Below are 25,875 nucleotides of genomic sequence, written 5' to 3'. Positions count from 1 at the left end.
CCAGTGACCGTGGCGTCAGCGCAGGCCGAACGCCCGGGTGATGCTCTGGTCCACGGTGTTGCCGGCGGCGTCGCGCGCGGTGGTCCGCAGGCTGACGAAGCCGGCCTTCGCCGGCGCGGCCAGCGACAGACGCCACCCGTCGCCGTGCCGGGTCAGACGCGGCTTCTGCCAGGTCGCGCCGTCGTCGTAGGACACCTCGACGGTGACCGCGCCGACCGTGCCGGAGACCTCGGGCAGGTGCGACGCGACAACGGTGAGCGGCGCGCGCCGCGACGCCTTTCCGTCCCGGTCGATGTCCACCCGGTAGTCCAACTGGATCATCGGCAGCACCTCCGCCGACTCCTCCCCGGTGACCGCCGAGCTGAAGCCCCACTCGGTGCGGGTCTTCCGCGAGTACGGGTTGGTCCAGGCGGCGCGGTCGTTCTCCACCACCAGCCGGTACGGCAGTCGCTGCTCAGCCAGGCCGGCGACCTGGAGGTACTCGGCGTTGCCCCACCTCAGCTCCTTGTCCCCCTGGTAGAGGGTGGTCCGGTTGACCATGTCGAAGTTGGCGTACGCGTCACCGATGTGACCACCACCGTCGCCCCAGCCGGGAGCGGGCAGGTAGACGGTGTCCAGGTACCGCACGGGCGTGTAGCTCCCACCCATCCGGGGGCGCTGGATCGGGCCGAACCAGGTGACGGCGCTCGGCTTGCCCGCCGGGTACGCGGTCACCCCCATCAGGTGCTGCCCGGTCTCACCGACGATGTACGCGTCGTCGACCCACCGCTGGTCGGCGCTCACCCAGTCGGTGCGCCGGCCCTGCGCCGGGGCGGTCTCCTGGTTGCTCGACGCCCAACCCCGCCAGATGTCGGTGCGGAACTCCAACGCCTTGCCCTGCCGGTAGTTGCGGAACTCCACGTCCACCCGGGCCAGGTCCCGCTTCGCCGGCCGGTAGGTGACGTCGCCCGGCACCGCGCCGGTCCAGTGGTGCGCCACGTCGTACAGGTAGCTGGTCTCCGGGTGCGACTCGACGGTCAGCCGCACCGGACCGTGCTGCACCGAGGCGATGAGTTGGTCACCCTCGTCGGCGCCCACGGTGGCGACGGTCACCGGGGCGGGGTTCTCCGGGCTCCACACGAACTCGTCCCACGGCTGGAGCCGCCCGACACCGTCGTTGACGACCAGCAGCAGCTTGGCTCCGGCCGCGGCGGCGGCCTGCGCCTGGGTGGCGATGTCCACTGTGTCGCTGCGCCGGACCACCACGGCCCGGTCCCGGACCGGCCGCTTCGCCAATCCGGCCGCCGACGCGTCGGCGACGTAGACCGCGTCCAGCTGGTGACGACCGGCCGGCAGCGCCGGGGTCGAACGCTTCACCATCAGATCGTCGTACGAGCGGCCGCCGGCCGAGACGGTCAACGCCGGCTGTTCGAGGCGCCACCGGGCACCGAACTCGAACTCGCCGTCGGTGACCTTACGGCCCGTCGGCAACGCCCACATGCTGTCGTACGAGTCGTCGGGCAGCACCTGGCTCTCGGTGAGACTGGCCCCGGAGGACCGGTGGATGTCCATCCGCAACGACGTGGCGGTGGCCTCCTGCGGCACGACGGCCCGCACCTGCCGGGCACCCCGTCCGTCGAGGGTGACGGTGCGGTCGCGGTCCAGTGTGACGTCGGTGAAGCTGAGCATCGCCATGCCCTTGGAACGCGGCCCGTGCACGCCGCGCACGTCGGCGGAGATCCAGCCGGACCAGGTGGCCACCGGCAGCCGCAGTGTGGCGGTGCCGCTCTCGGGCAGGTCCACGGCGGTGAACAGACCGTCGGTGGTGAGGATGACCTTGCCGGCGAGTGGCTTACCGTCGCGGTCCTTCGCGACGAGCGTCAGGTTCTGCCGCTGGCCCTCCTTGCCCGCCCCGATCAGGGTGCGGCCACGGACCGTCCCGGCGTCGTCGGTGGCGACGATCATGCCACTGACCTGCTTCTCCACCGGCAGCTTGTCGTACGCCGCCGTCGCCGTCACGGTGGCGGTGCCGCCGGCCGGCACGGTGACCGTGTCGGCGGAGAGGGCGAAGAGGCCGGCCGGTGCGGTGGCCGCGTCGACGGCCAGCTTCAGGGTGACCGGCGCGCCGCCGACGTTGGTGTAGGTGACCGTCCGGTCGACGGTCGATCCCGGCTGCTGCGGCCAGCCCTGGAAACCGGAGTAGGCGCTCGGGGTGGCGAAGACGGTGGCGTGCGCGGCGGCGACCGCGTCCACCCGGCCGGCACCGGCCTGGTACGGGGTGTACCCGGGGGTGGCCTTGACGGTGCTGACCAGCGCCTCCTTGATCCGCTGACCGGTCCAGTCGGGGTGCGCGGCGGCGACCAACGCGGCCGTGCCGGCCACGTGCGGAGTGGCCATCGACGTGCCGCTCATCAGCGTGTAGTCCCCCGAGCCGCCGCGCACCAGGTGGGAACGGGCCGCCAGGATGTCCACACCGGGGGCGGTGACCTCGGGCTTGAGGCCACCGTCGCCCGCACGCGGGCCCTGGCTGGAGAAGTCAGCCAGGTGGTCGGTGGCGTCGACCGCACCGACGGTCAGCGCGGAATTGGCGGCACCGGGGCTGCCGATGCTCGCCGGGCCGCTGTTGCCGGCCGCGATCACGAAGAGCGCGCCGGTCTCGGCGCTGAGGCGGTCGACCGCCTGGCTCATCGGGTCGCTGCCGTCGGTGGCCTCACCGCCCAGGCTCATGCTGACGACCCGGGCCTTCTGCTCCCGGGCCGCCCACTCCATGCCCGCGATGATCCAGGAGTCCTGTCCACTGCCCTCGCTGTTGAGAACCTTGCCGACGTGCAACCGGGCGCCGGGGGCGACGCCCTTCTCGACACCGCCGGAGGCCGCGCCGGTGCCGGCGATCGTCGAGGCGACGTGGGTGCCGTGGCCCTTGTAGTCGAGGATGTCGGGCTCCGACGGCACGAAGCTGCTGGACGCGGCGATCTGACCGGCGAGGTCCGGGTGCTCGGCGTCCGCGCCGGAATCGAGCACCGCGACGTCGACACCGGCCGCGGTGTTCCCCTCGGCCCACAGCTTCGGCGCGCCGATCTGCGCGGTGGACTCGGCCAGGTCGGCGTGCACCCGACCGTCCAGCCACACCTTGGCGATGCCGTTGGCCAGGACCGGGGCGTCGCCCGTGCGGCGGGCGGCACCGGCCGTCAGCGCGGCCCAGAACCGGCCGGCGGTGGAACGCTCGCGGGTCAGCGCCGCGCCCTGCACGCTGTCCAACGGTCGGACCAGCGTGGCACCGTCCACTGTGGGTCGGGTGCGGGCCCGGGCCGCCGCGTCGGTCATGGTGACGATCAGCGGCAACTGGTCGGTGTGCGCGTCGTCGTACCCGTCGGCGATGAGGTCGGTGACGTTGAACAGCTGCCGGTCCAGCACACCGCTCGTGACGTACGACAGCGCCGTGTCCGGGTAGACGTAGGTGTCGCCGTCGAGCACGGTGCGGTGGAAGCTCGGCGTGCTGCCGTCCGGCCGGCGCACGGTCGAGACGGTGCTGCCGTCCGCGCCGGTGGTGACGGTGACCGTGTCACCGGTGATCAGGGTGACGGTCGACGCGCGTCCGGCGGCGGCGGGAGGAGTCCCGAGCGGGCGTTCGGGGCTGGTGGGCGGGGCGGCGGACGCCCCCGCGGCGGGTGGGGTGAACCCGGCCGCCAGGGTGAGGGCGGCGCCGAGGGCGATCAGCCCGGATCGGCGACGCCGGCGAGACAGAGCCAAGATGACCTCTTTGTGTCGAGAAGTGGTACGCAGCACAGCATCGACGCCACGCCCACCTCTCGTCCCCCACCAACCCGCGGCGCGTTTGAGCCATGGCACAAACCCGCCACCCCACCCCCCACTCCGTCGATCATGGAGTTGTGGTGCCCGAGATCAGGTCAGATGTGGCTTTCGAACCCACCACAAGTCCATGATCGACGGGGCGAGGGTGGGCCGGGGCCGGGGTTGGGGGTTACGGGGTTGGGGGCTTGAGGGCCAGCTCGGCGAGGTGGTCGAGCTGGGTCGGGTCGGACAGGGCCGACCCGACCGCCACCACCCGTACGCCGGCTTGCAGGAACGGGGCGGCGTTGCCCGCGTCGAGGCCGCCGGTCGCGACGAAGCGCAACTGGGGCAGCGGGCCGGCGAGAGCCTTGAACCAGGCCGGGCCGAGGGTGATCGCGGGGAACGCCTTGAGCCAGGTGAGGCCGTGCCGCAGCGCCTGCTGGGCCTCCGTGGGGGTGGCCACACCGGGCAGGTGCGGCAGGCCCCGCGCCGCAGCGGCGTCGGCGATCGCCAGGTCCAGGCCGGGCGCGACGGTGAACGCGGCACCCGCGTCGGCCGAGGCGGCGACCTGCTCGACGTCGAGCACGGTGCCCGCGCCGACGATGCGGCCACGGTCGGCACCCGCCTCGACGGCGGCGCGCAGCGCCGGCACCGCGTCGGCGGTGGCCACCGGGACCTCCACCACGTCGATGCCGAGGTCCCAGGCGCGCTCGGCGAGCCGGACGGTCTCGGCGACCGGCAGGCCGCGCAGGATGGCCATCACCCGGGCGCCGCCGAAGATGTGGTCGAAGTCCGCTGTGGTCATGGTGCACTCCATCCGATGTCGCGGTGAAACGGTTGCCTGGTGGTCCGGCCGGATCCCGACGACTCAGACCGGGGTGGCGGTCAGGTCGAGCGGTGACCAGGCCTCGACGGGGGCGGCGAGCAGATCCTCGAACCAGGCCCACGGCGGGACGGGGGCGTTGTCGCCGCTGCTGGTCAACGCCTGCGCGGCCATCAGGTGACCGAGGCGCAACCGCCGCACGGGGTCGAGGTCGCGCAGCAGACCCGCCAGGTAGCCGGCGGCGAACGCGTCTCCCGCGCCGACCAGCTCGACCACAGTCACCCGGGGCGCGGGTACGAAGACCGGCTCGGCGTCGCGGCGCAACGTGGTGGCGCCCACCGCGCCGTCCTTGACCACCACCGTCTCCGGGGTGGGCAGCAGCCGGCGTACGGCCGCCGGGTCGGTGGTGCCCCACAGCGTCTGTGCCTCGTCCTGACCGACGAAGACCAGGTCGCACCGGTCGGCGAGGTCACGCAGCACCGGTGCGGCCTGCTCGGCGGACCACAGCCGGGCCCGGTGGTTGACGTCGAAGCTGACCAGTGCGCCGGTCAGCGGGCGGGCGGTCACCGCGTGCTCGACGAGCGCCCGGCAGGACGCGGAGAGCGCCGGGGTGATCCCGGACAGGTGCAGCACACGGGCACCGGCCAGCCCCGGGTCGGCGAGCGTGCCCGGGTCCATCCGGGAGGCCGCCGACCCGGCCCGGTAGTAGTGCACGGCGGTGCCCTCCGGACCCGGGTCCTTGAGGTACAGGCCGGTGGGGGCGGTGGGGTCGACGACCACCTGGTCCACCTGGACGCCGGCGGCGGCGACGTGCCGGACCACGGCCCGGCCGAAGGGGTCGTCGCCGACGCGGCTCACCCAGGTGACCTGATGCCCCAGGCGGGCCAGGTAACCGGCCACGTTGGACTCCGCGCCGCCCACCGAGACGGCGACCCGGTCGGCGTCCTCCAACGGCTCACCGGGGGCGGGGCAGAGCACCACCATCGTCTCCCCCACCGCGGCGACCTCGACCGGCGTACGGCCGGCCGGGGCGGTCGAGCGAACCTGTCGGGGGTCGGTCGGCATCGGGCACACGTCCTCGCGGCGGGGTCCTGGGCGTCGCCGAGCCTAGGTGTCAGGTGCGAGACGGGCAACCCGCCCCGTCACCGGTCAGGGCAGCGTCAGCCCGTACGCGGCCAGCACCTCCGAGATCGGCTGGTAGAAGGTGGTGCCGCCGGCGGTGCAGTTGCCGGTGCCGCCGGAGAGGATGCCGAGGATGGTGCCGGTGGACGCCACGTAGAGCGGCCCGCCACTGTCTCCCGGCTCGGCGCAGATGTTGGTGCGGATCAGGCCGTAGATCACGCCGGTGGCGTAGTTGACGGTCTGGTTGAGCCCGGTGACAGTGCCGCAGCGCACCCCGGTGGTGACACCACTGCGGCACACCGCCTGCCCGATGTACGCGTTGCCGGCACCGTAGACGGTCAGCAGACCGGGATAGGTGTAGACGGCGCTCGGGTGGGCGATCCGACCGGTGTAGCGGATCAGGCCGTAGTCGTTGGTCGGGTAGCTGGTGGCGGTGCGGGTGCCGAGCACTGTGGTTTGGGCGCTGTCGGCGTACCAGGTGCTGGCGGCGTTGGTGCAGTGCCCTGCCGTGACCACGTAGTAGGTGCTGCCGCTGCGCACGTTCGCACCGAGCGAGCAACGCGCCCCGCCGCCGTAGATGCCCTGGCCGGCCGCGATGAGGGGGCGCAGCGTTCCGGGCTCGCGGCGGAGCAGCGCCCCGGCCCGGTCGGCCACCGCCCGCAGTGCCGTCAGCTCGGCGGGGGCCACTGTCTCGTCGACGGTGAGGGTCATCCGACCGCTGGCCGGGTCGTGGCCCCAGGAGGTGCCGGCGGTGCGCACCTGGGCCAGCACGGCCGCCGGGTCGGCGGGGGTGGCTCGGTCGGGGACGGCGGCCTGCGCCGCTCCGGGCGCGACGAGCAGGAGAACGGTCAGGACGACGGCGGCGAGCGGGGAGCGGCGCATCCGAACCTCCGGATAGATCGAGATCGGTGGATGCGGTCAAGCATCGTCCGGCGTCCGACGCCGTGGCAACCTCCGGCCGTCCTCTTCCCCGACCGGTGGGAATCGTCGATCCGGGGACACCCCGCGTCGCCGCCGCCGATAATCCTCGGAAACGGCGGCGGGAGGCCGGGCATGACCACCGCAGGAACCGCGGCGCTGGTACGCCGGCCGGACGGGTCGACCCGGGCCACGCTGCTGGAGCTGCTCTTCGACGTGGTGTTCGTGGCCGCCCTCGCGCTGACCTCGACGCTGCTGACCGAGAGCATCTCCTGGTCCGGCGGCGCGAAGGTGCTGCTGTTGTTGACGGCCATCTGGTGGACCTGGTCGGTCACCTCCACGACCACCGAGTTCTACGACCCGCAGCAACGCCCCATCCAGGCCATCCTGATGATCGCCATGGTCGGGTCGGTGGGGATGGCGGCGTCGCTGCCCGTGGTCACCGACGGGCACGCGTTGATCTTCGCCGTCGCGTACGTCGGCACGCACGTGCTCCGCGGCATCATCCTGATCACGTCGCTGTATCAGCAGCGCCACCGGGCGGCCACCATCCGGGCCACCCGGTTCCTGTTCTGGTTCGTGGTGTCCGGCGTCTTCTGGATCACCGGCGCGGCGGACGGCGACGTGAACTGGACGCTCTGGAGCATCGCCATCGTGATCGACCTGCTGTCCGCGGCGGCCCGCTATCCGACGCCCTGGCTGGGCCGGGTGCCGATCGACCAGTACGAGCGGACCACCGGGCACCTCGGCGAGCGGTACCAGCAGTTCGTCATCCTGGCCCTCGGCGACATCATCCTGGTGCCCACCATGCGGGTCAGCCGCACCGACCTCGACGGCATCCGGATCACCTCGCTGTTCTGCGCGTTCGCCGTCATGCTGCTGCTCTGGCAGGTCTACGTCTTCCGGGCCGGTGAACTGCTGGAGGCCGGGGCGAGGGCAGGCCGTCCGGCGCGGGTGGCCCCGTACACCCATCTGGTGATGTTGGCCGGCGTGGTCGCCACGGCGGCCTCGTTCGACCTGGTCGTCTCCCGGCCGACCGGGACGACGCCGGTCCAGTGGCTCGTGCTGCTCGTGGGCGGCCCGGCGCTGTTCGTGGTGGGCCGCGCGTTGTTCACCCTGCTGGTGTCCATGCACGTGCCGTGGTGGCGGATCTCCTGCCTGGTCCTGCCGCTGCTGATGCTGCCCTGGGCCGGTGACTGGCCGCCGGTGCTGGTCGTCGTGGCCGTCGCGCTGGGGCTGGCAGGTCACGTCCTGATCCCCGGGGCGGTCCGGGAGACCAGGCCGGGCCTCCAGGTGCGGCGACCGCTCGGGTGAGCCTCAGCCCAGGTGCCGACCGGCCCACTCGGCGAGGTCCCGGGCGCAGGCGTCGACCGACTCCCGCCAGGTCCGGGCCGCGCCGTCGCCCGCCTCGTCACTGACCTGCTTGACCAGTCGGCACGGCACGCCGGCCCGCGCGGCGGCCCACGCCACCGCGTACCCCTCCATGTCGACCAGGTCGGCGCGCTGCGCCAACCGGTCCCGCGCCGCGTCGTCGGCCACGAACGTGTCACCGGTGGCCAGCACCGCGCCCTCGGAGGCCAGCGACAGCGGCGCCCCGTAGGTCTCGCCGGTCAGCGACCGCAGCAACTCGGTGTCCAGGTCGTGCTGCAGGACCGTGGCCACCTCGTGGATGCCGGCCAACCCGGGCCGCAACGCCCCGGCCGTGCCCAGGTTGAGCAGCAGGGAGGGACGCGGCCCGGCGGCGAGCACCGCGGCCACCGCGCTGGCGGCGTTCACCTTGCCCATGCCGGTGAGCAGGACCGGCAGGTCGGGCGGCAGGTAACGGGCCTCCTCCCCGACAGCGAGCACCACCAGCGGACGATCGGCCCGGACCGCACCCCGAAGATTCACCGGAGCATCGTACGGGCCGGTTCCTCGGTCGCCGACGTCAGTCGTCGGCGAAGCGGTACAGGACGAAGTCCTTCTCCGCGCCGCAGGCGATCACGTGGGTGCTCCACGAGCAGGACGCGCTCCGGACGTCCTTCAGCTCGCCCAATTCGTCGGGTTCGCCGGACTCGGCCCACACGCCGGCCAGCGCGCGGTCGTCAGTGACCGTGCTGGGCGCCTCGGCGAACACCAGCAGGTTGCCCGCGTCGAGCCGCACCCCCACCCCGTCGCGGTCCCGCAGCACCGGCTTGCCGTCGCTGTCGAAGAGGGTGAGGGCCGGTTCCGGGTGCTCCCGCTGGGCGAGCAGCTGCTCACCTACGGCGACCAGGCCGGTTGCGCTCGGCGCCGGGAAGCGCCTCGCCGGCTCGCCCTCGGCTGCCGTCACCACCTCGGTGCGCTCGGCATCGTTGTCGGGCACCTGCAACAGGCAGGCCCGCCGCTCGCCGCAGGCGATCAGCTCCTTCGGGCGGTACCGGTCGTTGCCGGCCCGGTGCAGCACCACCGGCGCCGCGTCGGAACCCAGGTCGTACGCCAGCAACTGGTACCCGCCCTCGTTGGCGGCCACATACAGGCGGTCCCCGTCGGCGACCACCAGGTCGTCGAGGTCGGCGACGCTCCCCCACTGGCGCAGCACCCGACCGGAGGCCATGTCGACCAGTCGCACCGACCGGTCCGCACCGACCTGCACGAGTCGCCGCCCACGACCCGTCCACGGATCGCGGGGCGTGCCGTCGAAGAAGGCCGACCCTCCCGCCGCCTCCGCACTGCCGACCGGCCGGACCACGGTGCGATTGCCGCCGTACTGGTCGCCGGGGTTGGCCCGGGTCCACTTCTGCGCGCCGTCGCTCAGCCGCAGGCCGACGAGTTGGCCGGCGTTCCGGTCGACGAGCACCGCCGTGTCGTCGGCGAAGAAGACGTCGTCGTCGCCGCGGACCGCGCGCTGCCACCGCTGCCGGCCGTCCCGACCGTCGAGCACGGCCAGCGGGCGCGGGGTGCTGTCGCCGGGGGCGTCGGCGAGCACGGCGACCCCTCCCGGTACGGCGATGATCGACTCCCAGCCGGCCGCCCGGGCGTCGGTCCGCTCGCGCCACACCTCGTCGCCGGTGGCGGCGTCGACGGCCACCACCTCCATGCGGTCGTCGGGAAGCGGGAACCCCAGGTAGGCCCGGTCACCGAGGACCGCCGTCCACATGTCGGTCGGTCGCTCCGCGCCGGCCGCCGGCCGGGACAGCTCGCGCAACGACCGGAACTCCAGGTCGGGGTAGCGGTCCCGGGTCAGGTAGAGCGCCGTCGCGGCACCCACCCCGACCAGTGCCAGCACCGCCCCGAGCACGAGCCAGCGCGCCCGGGGCCGGCGGGCCGCGCCGCCGGCCGAGGGCACCGTGACGCCGGCCCGGTCCGGCCCGGGCGGAGGGCCCGCCGGAGGGGTCGACCCGGGCCAGGGCGGCGACGGTACGGCCGGCGCGGCGGCGGGCGCGGCGGGCGCGGGCGGGCTCGGCGCGGGCGGGCTCGCAGAGCCTGGCGCGGGCGGGCTCGGCGCGGGCGGCTGTCCCGCGTGGGCCGGGACAGCCAGCGGCTTGCGCAGTGGCAGGTCGGTCAACGCGCCCTCGGCCACCGGCAACTCCGGCTGGTCCAGCACCGTCGGCGCTATCCCCAGCTCGGCGTGCAGCATCCGGGCCACCAGCGGGATCCGGGACGAGCCACCGACGAGGAACAACCCGGCGAGCTGATCGGGACGCAGGCCGGCCTCGGCGATCACCTCCCGGGCACGCTCGACCGCCCGGCGCAGCAACGGCGTGGCCACCCGTTCGACGTCGGCCCGGGTCAACTGGACCGCCTCGGCCACCCCCGGCACCGCCACCGGTGCGACAGTGGACCGGGACAGCGTCTCCTTCGCACCCCGTACCTCGTCCCAGAGCCGCACCTGGTCGCGGCGCTGCGCCGGGTCCGCCGGTCGGAGAAGCCTCGCCCACTGCGCGGCGTGCCGCGCACCGACCACCTCGCCGACCCGCCGCACCAACGCGGCGTCGAGGTCGAGACCGCCCAGGTCGGGCAGGCCACCGTCGGCGACGACGCGGAACCCGGAGTCGCCCCACGGGTCGGCGCCCTCGTTGCGCAGCACCGCGACGTCGAGCGTCCCGCCGCCGAAGTCGAACACGGCGATCGCGCCGCCCACCGGCACCGGCCTCTGCAACACCTGCGTGTAGTAGCGGGCGGCGGCCACCGGCTCCCGCAGCAGCCGGGTGCCCGGCGGCGTCGGCCCGGCGAGGGTGTGCTCGGCGACCTGCGGCCAGCCCGCGAGGAGCAACGCGTCGGCCAGCACCTGCCGTCGCGTCGCGTCCCAGGCGGCCGGGCAGGTGAGGACGGCCGGGGGCAGGAATCCGACGGCACCGACCGCAGCCCGCCCGACCGCCGCCAGCACCGCGGCGAGCAGGTCGGCCGGCGGGTACGAGCGGTCGCCGAGCAGCACCGTCGGCTCGTCCACCCGACGCTTCGGGTTCGCCTCGAACCGGGCCGGGTCGGTCTGCGCCAGCCGTCGGGCGTCCCAGCCGGTGTGCAGGGTGCCGTCCGGGTCGGCGTACACGGCCGAAGGGCTGAGCGGTTGACCGTCCATCAGCAGCGGACGGGTCCGTCCGTCCGGCCAGCGCAGCACCGCGACCGTGTTGGACGTGCCGAGGTCGACGCCGAGGGCGAAACCCTCGTGCTGGCCTGCCATCTGCCCGTTACCTCCGCCGAGACGAGGGGAATTCGACAGCGCATCGTACGCAGGCCGCGCCGCCTGACCGCGCACTCGGTCCGGGAGGCCGGTGATCCCGGCTCAGTGGGCGGAGCGGGCGGCGACGATCTGACCTCCGCTGGTCTCCCCCGTCGGGCGGAACCCGAGCTTGAGGTAGAACCCCTCCGGGCCGTCCTCTCCCGATTCCCAGGTGGTGTAGACCCGGTCGTGTCCTCGCCGGCGGGCCTCCGCGCGGACGGCGTCCACGGCGTAGCGGCCGTACCCCCGGCCCTGCTGCTCGGCGGCGATGTTCAGCCGCCACAGGCCCGAGCGCCTGTCGTCCGGTCGGTCCCACTCGATGTCGAAGAAGCCCATCAGGAAGCCGACGATCTCGTCACCCTCCATGATCAGACGTGGCCAGGCGATCTCGGGTTGCGCGTACGCCTCGGCGAGGGACCAGGCGACCGGAGACGAGTACTTCTCCTGGTCGGGTCGTACGGTCAGCCGGCACGCGGCTTCCACGTTGTGTTCAGTGATCGTCACCAGTGTGGGCACGCTCGACACCATACCCAGCGGGATCCGCCAGCAGGCCGTCGAGCAGCCCACTTAGTCCGAAGTGGAACCAGGCGTCGAGGTCGGTGTCGGGGGTGGTCTGCCCGGCCGCGGCGAGCCAGGGCCGGGTCCGGGTGCGGCCGGTGCGCTCCAGCCGGCGGCGGGTCGCCGACCACCACGCCGGGTAGGTGGTGTCGTCGGGGTCCCGGCGGATGAGCAGGGCCATGCCCTGGATGTAGCCGCTGAACGCCAGGTAGGCGCGGAACGCGTCGGCGGGGTCGTATCCGGCGCTGGTGAAGGCTGCCACGACGCGGTCGACCATGGCGAGGACCGCCGGTCCGGTCGGTGGCCGGTCGGTCGCGAGGACGGCCAGCAGCCAGGGGTGGCGGCGGTACATCGCCCACTCGTCGTCCGCCAGACGTTCGAGCCGCTGGCGGGGTTCCCGAGGCGGTGGCGTGGCGCTCGGCGCGCTGGTGGCGGTGATCCGCTCGGCCATCGCGCCGAGCAGTTCGGCCCGGTTGCGGACGTGCCGGTACACCGCGTGGGCGGGCATGGCGGCCCGTTGGGCGAGCACCCGCATGGAGACGGCGTCCAGGCCGCCGGAGTCGGCCAGCTCGACCGCGAGGCCGACCAGCCGGTCGCGGGGGTCGCCCCCGGCGGGAGCGGGCCGGTCGGGGATGCGACGCGGCGTCGTGGCCGGGCCGTGCTCGCGACGCCTGCGGTACGCGCGGGCCTGACAACGCCGGGAGCAGTAGCGGCGGGGACGACCACGGCCCGGGCCGCTGGGCAGGTCGGCTCCGCACTCGACACACCGGACGCTCACCCGTGGCCGCCTCCCTTTTCGTCACGGCACGTCGTGTGACGAAAGTACTCCACCCGGTCCGCCTGCGACGACAGGATCGACGGCATGAATCCGCCCAGCCGCAGGGACCTGCTCCGTGCCGGCGCGGTCGCCTCCGCCGCCGTCCTCTGTCCGTCCCCGGCCTCCGCCTCTCCACCGTCGAAGGGTTGCGCGCCACCACTCGGCCCGGTCCGGGTGCTGCCGGACGATCCCCGGTACGGCGACCTCGTCCGTCGCGGCAACCGACGCTTCGTCGGCACACCCGACGAGGTACGCGTGGTCGGCTCGACCGACCAGGTCGTCTCGGCCGTGCAGGACGCGGTCCGCACCGGCCGGCGGGTGGCGGTACGCGGCGGCGGGCACTGCTTCGAGGGGTTCGTGGACGATCCGGCGGTCCGGATGGTGATCGACATGTCGGGCCTGACCGACGTGTACCACGATCCGCGCGGGTTCGGCTTCGCCGTCGAGGCGGGCGCGACGCTCGGTGAGGCGTACCGCCGGCTCTTCCTGGGTTGGGGAGTGACCTTCCCGGGTGGATCGTGCCCGGGAGTGGGCGTCGGCGGTCACATCGCCGGTGGCGGCTACGGTCGGCTCTCCCGGCTGCACGGACTCGTGGTCGACCACCTGTACGCGGTCGAGGTCGTCGTGGTGGACCGCGCCGGCACCGCTCGCGCCGTGGTCGCCACCCGGGAGCCCACCGATCCGCACCGCGACCTGTGGTGGGCGCACACCGGCGGGGGCGGCGGCACCTTCGGGGTCGTCACCAGGTACTGGTTCCGCACGTTGCCCACACCACCCGCGCGGGTGCTCGACTTCACCGTCACCTGGCCGTGGGCCGGCATGTCCGAGCGGGGATTCCGCCGGCTCGTCGGCACCTTCGGCCGCTGGTGCGCCCACCACAGCGCACCCGGCTCCCGAGGCAGGCACCTGTACGCGGAGCTCGTCCTCGCCCGCCCGCAGGCCGGCGGTCACACTCTCACCGGGCAGGTGCCGCACGACAGCCGACACCTGTTCGACGAACTCGTCGCCGCTTGCGGTGACGGCGTCGGCGTCACCCCCACCGTCACGTCGGAGACGCTGCCCTGGCTGGCCGCCACACTCGGTGGTGAGAGCGACGACGGCAAGGGTTGGCGGCTGAAGGTCAAGTCCGCCTACCATCGCGCGCCGCTGACCGAACGGCAGTTACAGGTCGCCTACCGGCACCTCACCCGCGACGGTGACCTGCCGGCTGGCTCGTTGAGCCTGAACACCTACGGCGGAGCGACGAACGCGGTGCCTGCGACCGCCACCGCCAGCGTGCGCCGGGACGCGTCGATGCTGCTGTTCTACCTCGCCGGCTGGGCGGACCCGACCGCCGACTCCCGGCACCTGGCCTGGATCCGGGAGTTCTACAGCGAGATGTACGCCGACACCGACGGCGTACCCCCGGGTGGCGCCTACATCAACTACCCCGACGTGGACCTCGTCGGCGCGGCCCGCCCCTGGGCGGACCTCTACCACGGCGCGAACTACCCCCGGCTGCAACAGGTCAAGGCCCGCTGGGATCCCCGTGACGTCTTCCACCACGACCTGTCGGTACGACCACCCGGACGCTGACCGGTCACCGATGTCGAACAGCGTTCAACCGGACGGTCCGACGCGCCATCCGAGCGCCGTCAACCCGCTGGTCAATCGATCGACGCGAAGTGCCGTGAACAGCCACAGCTCATCGTGATCATTGACCTCGAACTCCACACCCGTGTTTCCGTGGCGTCGGATGGCGACCAGGTTGTCGGCGGTGACCACCAACGTGCCCGCCCAGATCTCCCGCAGCACGATGGAGTCCCGGTCCGCCCGGAGTCGGGCCATCGGCCAGCCCGAGTCGGCGCGTACACCACCACCAGTCCTGGGGACGACCCGGACACCACCACGCAACGAGAAGCCATCCGCGCCCATCAGAACCTCCCGGGAGTCTGGTGAGCAGAGATGGACTGTGCGGCACGCATCAGCCGGAGCTGACCGATCTCGGCGACGTTCTTCATCAACTCGGCGTTGACCCAGCCGATCGTGTGCGTGACAGTGTGGTCGGTGTCGTTCTGCCACGGAAACGGGGCGACGCTGTCGAGGTCGGTCTCGGTGAGACTGTCGAGAACACCCAACCACTCGGTCCGCATCCCCCGCAGCCAGACGACGGCCGGCTCCCCCGCGCCCGGCCATGCGACATCCACGCGCTCCCGAGGCGGTCGGCCCCGGAGATGATCGATGGTGACCGTCCACCACCAGCCCAGGTGCCAGGTCAGCCAGCCGATCGTCGGCACCGGAATCGGGTCGGGTTCGGTGTCGGCCCAGTCCGGGGTCCAACTGCCGTCAGCGCCACACCGCACGGACCAACAGTGCGCGGCAGGCTCCCAGAGGAAGTCGTCGGGCGCGAGTCGGTCGAGGTGGTACTCGAACAGCGACCAGGCCAGGTCGAACTGCCAGCGCAGGAGGGCAAGGGAAGGTACGGACATCCGGCTATCCTGCCGGACACCGCAGATCTTGGACAGTTTCCGTCCACGCGTAACGGAAACTGTCCAAGATCTCGCGACGGCGTCGCCGTCGACAGGATAATCGCGCTGAGCGTGATGCCGGTGTGGCATCACTATGCCGCAGTGGCATCACGCTCGCGGTGAATACCGCTCCGGCCCGCAAGCCGGCGCGAACGATCAGGCGGCGGGGCAGCGGTCGGAGAGGGCGTAGCGGAGCAGGACCACGTCGCCGATCTGGCGGGCCTCGGCGAGCCGGGCGCGACGGCCCGGGTGCCAGGGGAAACGACCCTCGCCGACGAACCGGGGCGCCCGCCCGTCACCGACGAAGAACGGAGCGACCACCAGGTGCAGCTCGTCGGCGAGACCGGCGGTGAGGAACTGGGCGTGGACCGTCCCGCCGCCCTCCACCATCAGCCGCCGTACGCCCCGCGCGGCCAGGTCGGTCAACATCCAGTCGGGGTCGACCGGCTCCCCCGCGTCGACAACGGTGGCCACGCGGCCGAGGCGTTCCCGGGTCTTCTCCGCCGCGCCGGTGGCGCAGTAGACGAGCCGGGTCGCCTCGCCGGCGGTGAAGAAGCGCGCGGTGGGGTCCAGGTCACCCTGGGCGGTCACCGTGACCTTGGCGGGCGACTCGGGTCGGCCACCCGCGACCCGTTCGGCACGTCGGTCCGCCGAGCGCACCAGCAGCCGAGGGTTGTCGCGGCGGACCGTGCCGGCGCCGACCAGGATCGCGTCACAGCTGGCCCGGACCGCGTCGACCCGGTCCAGGTCGTCCTCGTTGGAGAGCAGCAGCCGGTGGTCGGAGGCGTCGTCGATGTATCCGTCGATCGACGCGGCGCAGCTGAGCAGCACGTACGGCCGCGTGGACTCCGACCGGCCGCTCATCGGGAGGCGGGCCGGTCGGAGGTGCGGGTCGTGAGCGCTTCCGCCGCCTCGGCCTTGGCCGCCTTGGCCGCCAGGTAACCGGCGTTGGCCGGGGACAGGAACACGCTGGTGGGCACCCGTTCGGCGACGTCCACGCCCAACCGCGTCAACTGCTCGGCCTTGTCGGGGTTGCTGCTGAGCAGTCGGACCCGCGGCACGCCCAGCGTGGCCAGCATCTGCGCGGCGACCGTGTAGTCCCGCTCGTCCTCGCCGCGCCCCAGCGCCACGTTGGCCTGGTAGGTGTCCAGCCCGGCGTCCTGCAACGCGTACGCGTCGAGTTTGGCGTACAGGCCGATGCCCCGGCCCTCCTGCCGCAGGTAGAGCAGGAAACCTCCGGTCTCGGCGATCCTCTGCACCGCCTCGTGCAACTGCGGCCCGCAGTCGCAGCGTTGGCTGCCGAACACGTCGCCGGTCAGGCACTCGCTGTGCGGGCGGACCAGCGGGGGCTCTCCGCCGCCGGCGAGCCGGTCCAGTGCGCCCGCCCAGTCGCCCAGGCCGAAGGCCAGGTGCTCCCGACCGTCCACCAGACCCTTGAAGGTGAACACCCGCGCGGTCGTGGCGTAGCCGTTGGGGAACGTCAGCGGCACCGTGACCTGCGTACGGATCGTGGCTACCGGCAATGCTTCGGGCATGGGACTCCTCTGTCCGGCGTCACCGACACACGGTGACGCGTTCGTCTCACCACCCACTCAACACCCGCCAGCGGAGGCGGCTTCCCGGGCGGGGGCCGGGGTCCGGGATCGCCGGGCCAGCAGCACGGCGGCTCCGGGCAGGCTGGCGACCAACACCAGTGCGCCGTAGACGGTCGCGGTCGCGACACCCTCGGCCGCGCTGAGCCCGGCCGCGCCGAACACCCACGCGGCCACCCCCTCGCGGGGCCCGAAGCCGGCGACGTTCAACGGCAGGCCCATGGCGAGCAGGGCCAGCAGTGTCAACGGCAGCAGCCGCGACAGGGGGGCGTCCGACCCGGCGGTCCGTGCCGCCACCAGGAAGGTGGCGAGATGACCGGCGACCATCACCGCGGAGGCGACCAACACGCCGAGCCAGGTCCGCCGGGCCAGCAGGCCGGCGCGCACGTCCGCCACGGCGGTACGCAGCGCCCGTGCCCACCGGGAGGGGCCGGCGTTCGGCACGACCCGGGCCACCAGCACGGCGACCAGCCCGCCTCCGACCAGCACCGCGGCGGCGAGCGGCAGATACTGCCGCACGGGCGACGGGAAGGCCGCGAGCACCACCAGCGCGACGCCGACCAGGACCACCTGCCCGGCGGTACGTTCCCACACCACCGCGCGGATGCCCCGGCTCACGTCACCGGCGTCTCGGCCGTGGCGTACCGCCCGGTGCACGTCGCCGAGCATCCCGCCCGGCAGGGTGGCGTTGAGGAACACCGCCCGGTAGCAGTGCGCCACAGCTGTCGCCAGCGGCAGCCGTACGCCGAGGCCGCCGGCGACCAGACTCCACCGCCAGGCGGCGCAGACAGTGGTGAGCACCCCGATGGCCAGCGCCGCGCCCAACGCGGGCGCGTCGATCAGCCGCACCCCGGCGAGGAACGGGCCGCTGCCCACCTGCCACACCAGGACGGCGAGCAGACCCACCCCACCGACCACTCGTGCCCAGGCCCAGAACATCGGCGTCGGCCCTCCCCTTGAAGATCGTCCACTTGCCCTAGTCCACGTACCCAGGGCGTGAACGGTTCATCCACCGGCGAGGAGGTCACTGTGCTCGACCAGCACGGTGAGCTGTCCGGCCGCCGCCTCGTCCAACCGACGACGGGCGTACGCCCGGGCCGGGCCGGCCAGCTCGGGGCGCTGCTCGCACGCCGCGCCCAGCCAACCCCGCAGCCACTCGGCGGCCAGGTCGGCCTGCTCCGGGCCGAGCCGCCACGGGCTGGGCCGTTCCCGCACGTCGACGCCGTGGCGGGCGAACGCGGCGACGGTGGCGGCCACGGCGTCCGGGCCGAGCAGTCGTCGACCGTCGACGGTCCGCCGCTGGTGCTCGTTGAACGCGGCCTCGACCTCGGCGTCCAGCGGGTCCGCCGGGGTGAGCAGGACGCGCCCGGTCACCGAGACGGCGAAGAGGGTGGGCCGGCCGACACAGGCGGCCACCACCCGTTCGATCTCGTCGGCGGTGAGCATGTCCAACAGAGCGGACGCGGTGACCAGGGAGGCGTCGGCCAGGTCGGCGGCGTCGAGCCGGGTGAGGTCACCGCAGCGGGTGCTGACGGTCACCGGCGCGCCGTCGGCGGCGACCACCCCGGCCATGCCCTCGGCGACCCGGGCGAGCAGCTCCGCGTCCCGGTCGTGCAGCACCCAGTGCTGTGGGCCGGGTAGGCGGGCGGCCACCCAACGGCACATCGAGCCGGTGCCGCTGCCCAGGTCGTGGATCACCGTCGGGGTCGCACCGGCCAGCCGGGGGCGGACGGCGTCCAGCAGGTCCTCGGCCCGCGCCGCCGCGTCGGCCGGCTCGCGCAGGCGCAGCCAGTCGGCGAACGACAGGGTCTCCTCGACGGTCATCCCGCCACCTCCTCCAGCGCGGCGGCCAGCAACGCGGTGGTCACCGGCCAGTCGGTCAGGGTGTCGCGCCGGGCCAGGGCGGCCCGCCGCAGCCGGACGCGTAGCGCGTCGTCGGTCAACCACCTGATCAACGCCCCGGCCAGCGCGGCCGCGTCGTCGGGCGCGACCAGCAGGCCCGGCCGGTCCCCGTCGGGCGCGTACCCGAGCGCCTCCGGAAGCCCGCCGACGTCGGTGGCCAGCACCGGCAGGCCGCGGGCCAGCGCCTCCGTGACGACCATGCCGTACGTCTCCCCCCTGGACGGCAGCACCAGCAGGTCGGCGTCGTCGTACGCGGCGTCCAGCGCCGCACCGGTCAGCGGACCCGCGAATCGCACCCGTTCGGTGAGGCCCGCGCCGGTGAGCCGCTCGCGCAGTCGTCGCACCAGATCCGGCTCCCGGTGCAGGGTGCCCGCGCACACCATCGTCCAGGGCAGCCCGACCACCGTGGACAAGGCGTCGACGAGCACGTCGTACCCCTTGTGGTGGGTGACCGCCGCGACGCAGAGCAACCGTTTGCCGGTGACCGAGCCGGGTGCCGCCGCCGCCGGTCGCACCCCGGGCGGCGCGGCCCGGACGCGGTCGGCGAGGGTCGGGTGGCGGGTGACGAGGTGGCGGCGGGTCCACTCGCTGGTGGTCACCACGGCCCGCGCGGTGGCCAGTGCGCGGGCCTCCGCCTCGTCGTCGAGGGGCAGGTGCACGAGGACGACCAGGCGCAGCCGGCGGGCGTGCGGGACGAGCAGGTCCGGCACCGTCGAGGCGATCAGGCCGTCGAGCAGCACCACGCCGTCGTCGGGCAGGGCGGCGAGGACGCCGGCCAGCTTCGCCCGGTCGAGCGGGTCGGGGTCCGGCCACGCGCCGGGCACCGGGTGCTCGCGCACCGACCAGCCCTGCGCGCCGAGCCCGGCGCAGATCCGCCGGTCGTAGGTGTTGCCCCCGCTGGGAGCTGCCGGATCGTCGATGTCGCCGGGCAGGACGACGTACACCGAACGGCCGGTCGTGTCCGACCCGTCGGCGGGCGCCGCCCGCCCGGCATCGATCACAGCGACCGCTCGTAGCTGGCCCAGGCGATGTGCGACTCGTGCAGGGTGACGGTGATGCCGGTCAGGTCCCGCGCTCCCGCTCCCAGGTCGCCGGCCTGCACGCGCTCGACCAGCCGGTCCGCGATCGTGCGGGCCAGCACCTCGGTGGTGGTGTTCAGCCCGGCGAAGGCCGGCTCGTCGTCCAGGTTGCGGTAGGTCAGCTCGCCCAGTACGGCCCTCAGCTGCTCGGTGGCCAGGCCGATGTCGACCACGATGCCGTCGGCGTCCAGGTCGGGCCGGCGGAACGTCGCGTCCACCACGAACGTCGCACCGTGCAGACGTTGGGCCGGGCCGAACACCTCGCCCCGGAAACTGTGGGCGATCATGATGTGATCCCGAACGGTCACGCTGAACACTGTCACTCCCCGTCGTCGTAGGTGATGAGGTGGCAGAGCGCGGGCAGGTCGCCCGTGCTCAGTCGGGCAAGCACGTCGGGCAGCTCCGTGAACCGGGACGCCCCGGTGATCAGGGCGTCGAAGGCCGGGTCGTCGAGCAGGTCCAGGGCCAGCGCCAGCCGGTCGGCGTAGCTGCGTCGTCCCCGCCGGGCGGGCGCGACCATGCCGACCTGACTGCTGCGTACGGTCAGCCGGCCCGAGTGGAACGACCCACCCAGCGACACCTGCACCGGGCGGTCGCCGTACCAGCTCAGCTCGACCACTGTGCCCTCCGGCGCGAGCAGGTCCAGCGACCGTTGCAGGCCGGCGCCGGTGGCGCTGGCGTGCACGACGAGGTCACGGTCGCCGCGCGCGTCGGCCGGTTGGGCGAACTCGACGCCGAGCGCGCCGGCCACCCCGGCCCGACGGGCGTCGGTGTCGACCAGCTGGACGTCCACGCCCGGGTACCGGGCGAGCAGCGCGGCGACACAGCAGCCCACCATGCCCGCACCGATGACGGTGACGCGGTCGCCGATCAGCGGCGCGGCGTCCCACAGCGCGTTGACGGCGGTCTCCACAGTGCCGGCGAGCACCGCCCGGGCGGGAGGCACGCTGTCCGGCACGGGCACCACGGCGGTGGCCGGCACGACGTACGCGCTCTGGTGCGGGTGCAGGCAGAACACCGTGCGACCGAGCAGGTCGGCGGGGCCCTGCTCGACCACGCCGACACTGAGGTAGCCGTACTTCACCGGGCCGGGGAAGTCACCGTCCTGAAAGGGCGCGCGCATCGCGGCGTACTGGTCGGGGGGCACCCGGCCGGCGAAGACCAACGTCTCGGTGCCCCGGCTGACGCCGGAGTAGCGAGCTCGGACCAGGACCTCGTCGGGCCCGGGGACGGGCAGCGTCACCCGGCGGATCTCCGCCGCGCCGGGCTCGCGCACCCAGCAGGCGTACGCCTCGCGGTTCACCGTCGCACACCTCGTCTCCTGCTCCGGCCGGACCCGACGGTCCGGCGTCTCCACCCCGGTCGGGGTCGTCGATCATAAACACGGCGCTACGGTGTGCGCGGTTCGAAGCCGTCCCCACTGATCTCCATTTCGGACAAAATGGGCATAACTGTGCTTATGCCCCTATATGCTCCCCTGGCACATCAGAACCAACGGGGGCGTGATGCCGGCTCAATCCCGTGCTGGGCGGCGGTCGACGAGGCCATCGGGCCGGTGATCGGTGAGTCGTTCCCGATCGGCGGATGGATGGGCGCTGGCGTGCTGGCGGTGCTCCTCGGCGCCACTCTGCTGCTGATCGTCCGGCAGCGCAGGACCCGCGCCTAGCGCGGACCGTTCGCGAGGGTCGGACCGGAGGGGAACCGGTCCGGCCCTCGCGCTGCACTTCGCCGCTGTACTGCTGACTTCAAACGAGGCGCTGGATGCGAATCTTCGGGCGCTCGTTTCTGAGGTGGCCGTGCTTGTGCTGGCGAACCTGCTCGTCCCAGACCTCCTGGTCGTACTCCGGGTCCGGCGGGATCCACCTGTGCGAGCCGTCGCTGTAGTGGAACTTTTCGTCACCCGACCGCAGGATGCTCATCGCGCCCAGCCGAGGAAGCGGTGATACAGGTTGCCGGCGGGAACGTAGACCAGATCCTGGGCGGCGTCGACCAGTTGGGCGGCCAGGTAGAGGGCCAGTGACACCGGGGCACGGTCGTACTCGGCTCGCAGCTCTCGGCGACGGGTGTGGCATGGCCACTCTCCCGCACACCCGCCGCACGTCCACGCTGGCTTGATCGGGTTGTGAGTAGTCACTCCGGGCCGTCCTGGCTGGGCCAATGACCGCGGCTGATCGGAATGCGATGGCGGCTTCGACATGGCAGCTCGCCTCCGCAGCGGCAGACGCGCCGCCAGTGTCGCCAGGACCAGACGGCCCGGTGCCGGCGAGCCAAAGTCAGTGCCACCGCCAGCAAATACTCGTCGTACAAGACTCGCCTCACCGGCTCGCCTCGCCCGCTCGGGTCAGGGTCTGCCCCGCCTGTTGAGAAGGGTGCACTGCCGTCTCCTTGCGCCGGAGCAGTCTGGGGGCGTGGATGCCCGGACGCGGGGGACGCGCCGAACATCCACGCCGACGAGGACGGCCCACAGCGCCAACCGAGGGAATCGACCTCCTCGGAAACCTCCCACAGGTACCGTTGGTAGTCAAGAGCTGGCATAGGTGGTCTACTCGTGTTGCCAACCGAGGAGAGCCACGTGCCGCCGCGTTACCGCTACGAGCAGATTGCCGACGACCTCGCCGACCGCATCAAGTCCGGCGAGTTCCAGCCTGGCTCCAAGCTGCCCAGCCGGCGAGAGTTGATCGAGCACTACGGTGTCACCGAGCCGGTGATCGATCGTGCCATGCAGGTGCTGCGCATCAAAGGGATGACCGAGACGCTTCCCGGCGTTGGCGTCTTCGTCGCCGAGTAGATCCCTTCGGAGAGCAAGCCGTCGCGGCCCGCGACTCCACGCCTTAAGCGGTCAGGACCCGGCTGAAGAACGCCAGGGTGTCGCGGATCAGCGGCTCCAGCGGCACTCCGCCGAAGCAGTGGTCGGCCCCCCGCACCACCGACAATTCGACCTCGGCACCCGCTTTGGTCAACGCTGCGGCGAGTTCCTCGCTCTGTCCTACCGGTACGACCCGGTCCTGGTCGCCGTGGATCAGCAGCATCGGTGGGGCCTGCTCGGTGACGTAGGTGATCGGACTGGCCGCCCGGCCCACCTCCGGGTTGTCGGCCAGCGGGGCGCCGATCAGCAGCGACTCGGGCGAGTCGGCCGCGTCGTGGTCGATCGTTCCGGACGGATGTGCCTGCGACTGCATGGTGGAGAAATTCGACGGCGCGTACCAGCAGACGGCCGCCTGCACGACGTTGTCGTCCTGGTCGTTCCCCCGCAGCGCGACCATGGAGGCCAGGTGTCCGCCGGCCGACTCGCCCCACACCCCGATCCGTTCGCCGTCCACGCCCACCGCGCCGCCGTGTCGGCGCAGCCAGCGCACCGCCGCCGTGACGTCGTCGAGTTGGGCGGGAAAAGGCGCCTCCCCGCTGAGCCGGTACTGAGCGGAGGCCACCGCGAAGCCGGCATCGATGGCGGCGGTGAACGGGTCCGCCTCCATGAGCCACTCCGGTGGCTGCTTGGGTGAGCCGAACAGCCACGCCCCGCCGTGGATCCACACCAGGACCGGGACCGGTCCGGACGCCGCCACCGGCACGACGATGTCCAACGTCAGCGGGCGGAAGCCGGGGACCTCGTTGACGACGATGTCGCGGTGCTCGATCCGGTCGGGCCACCGCCGGGATGCCGCATCGGTCATCGGCCCATCCTCGCACCAGTCCGGGGCTGCGGTCGACCGACACGAGATCGACGAAGTCGGGTTGTCCTGGCTCGGATACCCCGATGTCGGCGAACCCGCGTTGATCAAGGCCTTGCGTCGGGCGCGGACGGTCGCGCCCGGACGTGCAGCCGCTCCCCCTGCGGCCCGAACAGGATCAGGGCCTCGGCGGGGCCGGGGCCGGGGTTGAGGACGCGGTGCGGCACCCGGGTGTCGAACTCGGCCACCTCGCCCGACGTCAGGATCAGGTCGTTCTCGCCGAGGAGCAGACGCAGCCGGCCGGAGAGAACGTAGAGCCACTCGTACCCCTCGTGGGTCTGCTGGCTCCGATCGCCGGTGGGGGCATCCGGCGGGAAGATCACCTTGAACGCCTGGAGACCCCCCGGTCGGCGGGTCAGCGGCAGGAACGTGATGCCGTGCCTGACCATCGGTTTGGGGCGTACCCGAGGGTCGCCGGTGTCCGGTGCGTCGACCAGCTCGTCCAGCGCCACCTGGTACGCCCGGGCCAGCGGGAGCAGCAGCTCCAGGGTGGGCCGGCGGTTACCCGACTCCAGCCGGGACAGGGTGCTCACCGAGATGCCGGTGAGGTCGGCGAGCTGGGTGAGCGTGATCCCTCGTCGGGTGCGCAGGGCGCGCAGCCGGGGACCGACCCCGGCCAGCGCGACGGCGTCGTCTTTTGCCATACCGGCAAGGATAGTTGCCACCGAGCGGGTGGCGACGGATGGTGGTCCCAGACGACAAGCAAGAGGAGAGACCAGTGGACGAGACATACGACGTGGTGGTGGTGGGCGGCGGCGCCGCAGGGCTCAGCGGAGCCCTGGCGCTGAGCCGGGCCCGACGGTCGGTGCTGGTGGTCGACTCCGGTGAGCCACGCAACGCGCCCGCCGACCGGATCCACAACTACCTGGGCCGGGAGGGGACGCCGCCGGGCGAGCTGCTCGCAATCGGTCGGGCCGAGGTGGCCGGGTACGGCGGGCAGTTCCGCACCGGGCGGGTGGAGGCCGCGACCCGGGACGACGACGGGTTCCGGCTGAGCCTCGACGGCGGGGATTCGGTGCGGGCCCGGCGGTTGCTGGTGACCACCGGCCTGACCGACGAGCTGCCCGACGTGCCGGGCCTGGCGCAGCGGTGGGGTCGCGACGTGCTGCACTGCCCGTACTGCCACGGCTGGGAGGTCCGGGACCAGCGCATTGGCGTCCTGGCGACCGGACCGTTGGCAGTGCACCAGGCGGAGATGTGGCGACAGTGGAGCCCCACAGTGCTGCTCCTGCTGCACGGCTCCCCCGCACCGGGCGCGGAGGTCGCCGAGCGGCTCGCCGCCCGGGGCATCGCGGTGGTGCCGGGGCCGGTCGCCGAGGTCGAGGTGACCGACGACGCGCTGAGCGGTGTGCGGCTCGCCGACGGCCGGGTGGTGGCGCTCGACGCGGTAGTGGTGGCGACGCGGCTGACCCCTCGCGCCGGGCTGCTGGTGGGGCTGGGGCTGGCCCCGGAGGAGGTGATGATGGGTGAGCACGTGATCGGTGCCCAGATCCCGGCCGACGCCACCGGCGCGACGACCGTCCCGGGTGTCTGGGTGGCGGGCAACGTGGCCGATCTCCGCGCTCAGGTGATCACGTCCGCGGGGGCCGGCCTGAACGCGGCGGCGGCGATCAACGCCGACCTGATCGCCGAGGACACCCGTGTCGCGGTCGCCGAGTACCGGCAGGTGGTGGCCACCGCGTTCGAGGAGCCGGCGTGGGAGGAGCGCTACCAGTCCCGACCGGCGGTGTGGAGCGGCCGGCCGAACCCGCAACTGGTCGCCGAGGTCGCCGACCTGGCCCCCGGGCGCGCGCTGGACGTGGGCAGCGGGGAGGGCGCCGACGCGGTGTGGCTGGCGGAGCGCGGCTGGCAGGTCACGGCGGTGGACATCTCCGCCACCGCGCTGACCCGGGCCGCCGCCAACGCCGAGACCGTCGGCGTCGGCGACCGGATCGAGTTCACGCACGCCGACCTGCGCGACAAGCCGCCCGCCGAGGAGGCGTACGACCTGGTGTCCGCGCAGTTCATGCACCTGCCGCCGGAGCAACGGCGGGAGTTGTTCGACCGGTTGGCCGCGTCGGTGGCCCCCGGCGGCGTTCTGCTGATCGTCGGGCACCACCCGTCGGACCTGTGGACGACGGCTCGTCGGATGCACATGCCGGACATGATGTACACCGCGCAGGACGTGGCCGCCGGCCTGGACCCGTCGCGCTGGAAGGTGCTCACGGCCGAGGCCCGTCCCCGCCCGGCCACCGACCCGGACGGCAACGACGTGACCATTCACGACGCGGTCCTCCTGGCTCGCCGCCGATAGCCGGCGACCTGCGTCGATCATGGAGTGGCCCGGGATGACAAAAGGTGGTGAGTCCACAGCTTTCCGGCACCACACATCCATGAT

Annotated in this window: 25 protein-coding genes; 4 read left to right on the top strand and 21 right to left on the bottom strand. The window is 73.0% G+C overall.

The genetic code is table 11. The annotated features are described in order from the left end of the window. Positions 1-15: 15 nt before the first annotated feature. From GA0070612_RS19885 to GA0070612_RS19870, 4 genes are all read right to left on the bottom strand, one after another. A complete protein-coding gene (locus GA0070612_RS19885; RefSeq protein WP_088989279.1) occupies positions 16-3,729 on the bottom strand; it encodes a S8 family serine peptidase in 3,714 nt (1,237 codons plus the stop codon). Between the two features lie 232 nt (positions 3,730-3,961). Then, positions 3,962-4,576 (bottom strand): bifunctional 4-hydroxy-2-oxoglutarate aldolase/2-dehydro-3-deoxy-phosphogluconate aldolase, encoded by a 615-nt coding sequence (locus GA0070612_RS19880; RefSeq protein WP_088991630.1) that lies wholly within the window; start codon positions 4,574-4,576, stop codon positions 3,962-3,964. A 63-nt stretch (positions 4,577-4,639) separates the two neighbouring features. Continuing rightward, a complete protein-coding gene (locus GA0070612_RS19875) occupies positions 4,640-5,659 on the bottom strand; it encodes a sugar kinase (RefSeq protein WP_088989278.1) in 1,020 nt (339 codons plus the stop codon). Between the two features lie 84 nt (positions 5,660-5,743). Further along, positions 5,744-6,598 (bottom strand): S1 family peptidase, encoded by an 855-nt coding sequence (locus tag GA0070612_RS19870; protein WP_088989277.1) that lies wholly within the window; start codon positions 6,596-6,598, stop codon positions 5,744-5,746. Between the two features lie 171 nt (positions 6,599-6,769). Between GA0070612_RS19870 and GA0070612_RS19865 the strand changes: the two genes are divergently transcribed. Further along, a complete protein-coding gene (locus GA0070612_RS19865) occupies positions 6,770-7,948 on the top strand; it encodes a low temperature requirement protein A (protein ID WP_157742553.1) in 1,179 nt (392 codons plus the stop codon). A 3-nt stretch (positions 7,949-7,951) separates the two neighbouring features. Here GA0070612_RS19865 and GA0070612_RS19860 read toward each other — a convergent pair whose 3' ends face one another. The 4 genes from GA0070612_RS19860 to GA0070612_RS19845 all read right to left on the bottom strand — a co-directional run bounded on the left by GA0070612_RS19860 (position 7,952) and on the right by GA0070612_RS19845 (position 12,651). Beyond that, entirely contained in the window at positions 7,952-8,524 is a 573-nt protein-coding gene (locus tag GA0070612_RS19860; protein WP_088989275.1) for a nucleosidase, read from the bottom strand. A 37-nt stretch (positions 8,525-8,561) separates the two neighbouring features. Further along, on the bottom strand, positions 8,562-11,276 hold the full coding sequence (locus tag GA0070612_RS19855) for an Hsp70 family protein (protein WP_088989274.1): 2,715 nt from the start codon (positions 11,274-11,276) through the stop codon (positions 8,562-8,564). A 102-nt stretch (positions 11,277-11,378) separates the two neighbouring features. Continuing rightward, the gene (locus tag GA0070612_RS19850) at positions 11,379-11,831 is read right to left on the bottom strand and encodes a GNAT family N-acetyltransferase (RefSeq protein ID WP_231924262.1); all 453 of its coding nucleotides are present in this window, start codon (positions 11,829-11,831) and stop codon (positions 11,379-11,381) included. After that, entirely contained in the window at positions 11,806-12,651 is an 846-nt protein-coding gene (locus GA0070612_RS19845; protein ID WP_088989273.1) for a TetR/AcrR family transcriptional regulator, read from the bottom strand. The genes GA0070612_RS19850 and GA0070612_RS19845 overlap by 26 nt, the downstream gene beginning before the upstream one ends. Positions 12,652-12,735: 84 nt before the next feature. Between GA0070612_RS19845 and GA0070612_RS19840 the strand changes: the two genes are divergently transcribed. Beyond that, entirely contained in the window at positions 12,736-14,265 is a 1,530-nt protein-coding gene (locus GA0070612_RS19840) for an FAD-binding oxidoreductase (RefSeq protein ID WP_088989272.1), read from the top strand. A 24-nt stretch (positions 14,266-14,289) separates the two neighbouring features. Here GA0070612_RS19840 and GA0070612_RS19835 read toward each other — a convergent pair whose 3' ends face one another. The 11 genes from GA0070612_RS19835 to GA0070612_RS32935 all read right to left on the bottom strand — a co-directional run bounded on the left by GA0070612_RS19835 (position 14,290) and on the right by GA0070612_RS32935 (position 21,904). Then, complete coding sequence (locus GA0070612_RS19835; protein ID WP_157742552.1) at positions 14,290-14,604, bottom strand: hypothetical protein; 315 nt, start codon at positions 14,602-14,604, stop codon at positions 14,290-14,292. After that, positions 14,604-15,158: a DinB family protein gene (locus tag GA0070612_RS19830; RefSeq protein WP_088989270.1), complete on the bottom strand. Its 555-nt coding sequence runs from the start codon at positions 15,156-15,158 to the stop codon at positions 14,604-14,606. Before GA0070612_RS19830 ends, GA0070612_RS19835 begins: the two co-directional genes overlap by 1 nt. A 195-nt stretch (positions 15,159-15,353) precedes the next feature. Continuing rightward, a complete protein-coding gene (locus tag GA0070612_RS19825) occupies positions 15,354-16,061 on the bottom strand; it encodes a RibD family protein (RefSeq protein ID WP_088989269.1) in 708 nt (235 codons plus the stop codon). Beyond that, positions 16,058-16,732 carry a GTP cyclohydrolase II gene (locus GA0070612_RS19820; protein WP_088989268.1) on the bottom strand — a complete coding sequence of 225 codons (675 nt, stop codon included), beginning with the start codon at positions 16,730-16,732 and terminating at the stop codon, positions 16,058-16,060. Before GA0070612_RS19820 ends, GA0070612_RS19825 begins: the two co-directional genes overlap by 4 nt. Positions 16,733-16,789: 57 nt before the next feature. Then, a complete protein-coding gene (locus GA0070612_RS19815) occupies positions 16,790-17,728 on the bottom strand; it encodes a lysylphosphatidylglycerol synthase transmembrane domain-containing protein (RefSeq protein WP_088989267.1) in 939 nt (312 codons plus the stop codon). Positions 17,729-17,794: 66 nt separating this feature from the next. Continuing rightward, positions 17,795-18,613 carry a class I SAM-dependent methyltransferase gene (locus GA0070612_RS19810; protein ID WP_088989266.1) on the bottom strand — a complete coding sequence of 273 codons (819 nt, stop codon included), beginning with the start codon at positions 18,611-18,613 and terminating at the stop codon, positions 17,795-17,797. Continuing rightward, positions 18,610-19,689 (bottom strand): glycosyltransferase family 4 protein, encoded by a 1,080-nt coding sequence (locus GA0070612_RS19805; RefSeq protein ID WP_231924673.1) that lies wholly within the window; start codon positions 19,687-19,689, stop codon positions 18,610-18,612. The genes GA0070612_RS19810 and GA0070612_RS19805 overlap by 4 nt, the downstream gene beginning before the upstream one ends. Continuing rightward, the gene (locus tag GA0070612_RS19800; protein WP_088989265.1) at positions 19,689-20,087 is read right to left on the bottom strand and encodes a 6-pyruvoyl trahydropterin synthase family protein; all 399 of its coding nucleotides are present in this window, start codon (positions 20,085-20,087) and stop codon (positions 19,689-19,691) included. Before GA0070612_RS19800 ends, GA0070612_RS19805 begins: the two co-directional genes overlap by 1 nt. A gap of 2 nt (positions 20,088-20,089) precedes the next feature. Beyond that, positions 20,090-21,073: a zinc-dependent alcohol dehydrogenase gene (locus tag GA0070612_RS19795; protein WP_088991627.1), complete on the bottom strand. Its 984-nt coding sequence runs from the start codon at positions 21,071-21,073 to the stop codon at positions 20,090-20,092. Between the two features lie 442 nt (positions 21,074-21,515). Then, positions 21,516-21,689: a hypothetical protein gene (locus GA0070612_RS31910; RefSeq protein WP_167393651.1), complete on the bottom strand. Its 174-nt coding sequence runs from the start codon at positions 21,687-21,689 to the stop codon at positions 21,516-21,518. Continuing rightward, positions 21,686-21,904, bottom strand: a complete 219-nt coding sequence (locus tag GA0070612_RS32935) for a flavin reductase (RefSeq protein WP_088989264.1) — start codon at positions 21,902-21,904, stop codon at positions 21,686-21,688. The genes GA0070612_RS31910 and GA0070612_RS32935 overlap by 4 nt, the downstream gene beginning before the upstream one ends. Positions 21,905-22,342: 438 nt before the next feature. On the opposite strand from GA0070612_RS32935, the gene GA0070612_RS19780 reads away from it, so the two are divergent. After that, entirely contained in the window at positions 22,343-22,558 is a 216-nt protein-coding gene (locus tag GA0070612_RS19780; protein ID WP_231924261.1) for a winged helix-turn-helix domain-containing protein, read from the top strand. Positions 22,559-22,601: 43 nt separating this feature from the next. Here GA0070612_RS19780 and GA0070612_RS19775 read toward each other — a convergent pair whose 3' ends face one another. Then, positions 22,602-23,441: an alpha/beta hydrolase gene (locus GA0070612_RS19775; protein ID WP_088989261.1), complete on the bottom strand. Its 840-nt coding sequence runs from the start codon at positions 23,439-23,441 to the stop codon at positions 22,602-22,604. 104 nt (positions 23,442-23,545) lie between these two features. Next, on the bottom strand, positions 23,546-24,142 hold the full coding sequence (locus GA0070612_RS19770; protein WP_088989260.1) for a helix-turn-helix domain-containing protein: 597 nt from the start codon (positions 24,140-24,142) through the stop codon (positions 23,546-23,548). A 74-nt stretch (positions 24,143-24,216) separates the two neighbouring features. Here GA0070612_RS19770 and GA0070612_RS19765 point away from each other — a divergent pair, with 74 nt between their 5' ends. Further along, complete coding sequence (locus GA0070612_RS19765; RefSeq protein ID WP_231924260.1) at positions 24,217-25,791, top strand: bifunctional NAD(P)/FAD-dependent oxidoreductase/class I SAM-dependent methyltransferase; 1,575 nt, start codon at positions 24,217-24,219, stop codon at positions 25,789-25,791. Positions 25,792-25,875 lie beyond the last annotated feature (84 nt).

It is taken from the genome of Micromonospora chokoriensis, assembly GCF_900091505.1.
Taxonomy (GTDB): Bacteria; Actinomycetota; Actinomycetes; order Mycobacteriales; family Micromonosporaceae; genus Micromonospora; species Micromonospora chokoriensis.
This window is presented reverse-complemented; position numbering and strand designations above follow the sequence as displayed.

Bases quoted from the DNA above. Each gene is read 5' to 3' on its own strand.
- GA0070612_RS19880 (WP_088991630.1), bottom strand. From the start codon at position 4,576: ATGACCACAGCGGACTTCGACCACATCTTCGGCGGCGCCCGGGTGATG.
- GA0070612_RS19875 (WP_088989278.1), bottom strand. From the start codon at position 5,659: ATGCCGACCGACCCCCGACAGGTTCGCTCGACCGCCCCGGCCGGCCGT.
- GA0070612_RS19870 (WP_088989277.1), bottom strand. From the start codon at position 6,598: ATGCGCCGCTCCCCGCTCGCCGCCGTCGTCCTGACCGTTCTCCTGCTC.
- GA0070612_RS19865 (WP_157742553.1), top strand. From the start codon at position 6,770: ATGACCACCGCAGGAACCGCGGCGCTGGTACGCCGGCCGGACGGGTCG.
- GA0070612_RS19855 (WP_088989274.1), bottom strand. From the start codon at position 11,276: ATGGCAGGCCAGCACGAGGGTTTCGCCCTCGGCGTCGACCTCGGCACG.
- GA0070612_RS19840 (WP_088989272.1), top strand. From the start codon at position 12,736: ATGAATCCGCCCAGCCGCAGGGACCTGCTCCGTGCCGGCGCGGTCGCC.
- GA0070612_RS19835 (WP_157742552.1), bottom strand. From the start codon at position 14,604: ATGGGCGCGGATGGCTTCTCGTTGCGTGGTGGTGTCCGGGTCGTCCCC.
- GA0070612_RS19830 (WP_088989270.1), bottom strand. From the start codon at position 15,158: ATGTCCGTACCTTCCCTTGCCCTCCTGCGCTGGCAGTTCGACCTGGCC.
- GA0070612_RS19825 (WP_088989269.1), bottom strand. From the start codon at position 16,061: ATGAGCGGCCGGTCGGAGTCCACGCGGCCGTACGTGCTGCTCAGCTGC.
- GA0070612_RS19820 (WP_088989268.1), bottom strand. From the start codon at position 16,732: ATGCCCGAAGCATTGCCGGTAGCCACGATCCGTACGCAGGTCACGGTG.
- GA0070612_RS19815 (WP_088989267.1), bottom strand. From the start codon at position 17,728: ATGTTCTGGGCCTGGGCACGAGTGGTCGGTGGGGTGGGTCTGCTCGCC.
- GA0070612_RS19810 (WP_088989266.1), bottom strand. From the start codon at position 18,613: ATGACCGTCGAGGAGACCCTGTCGTTCGCCGACTGGCTGCGCCTGCGC.
- GA0070612_RS31910 (WP_167393651.1), bottom strand. From the start codon at position 21,689: ATGAGCATCCTGCGGTCGGGTGACGAAAAGTTCCACTACAGCGACGGC.
- GA0070612_RS19775 (WP_088989261.1), bottom strand. From the start codon at position 23,441: ATGACCGATGCGGCATCCCGGCGGTGGCCCGACCGGATCGAGCACCGC.
- GA0070612_RS19770 (WP_088989260.1), bottom strand. From the start codon at position 24,142: ATGGCAAAAGACGACGCCGTCGCGCTGGCCGGGGTCGGTCCCCGGCTG.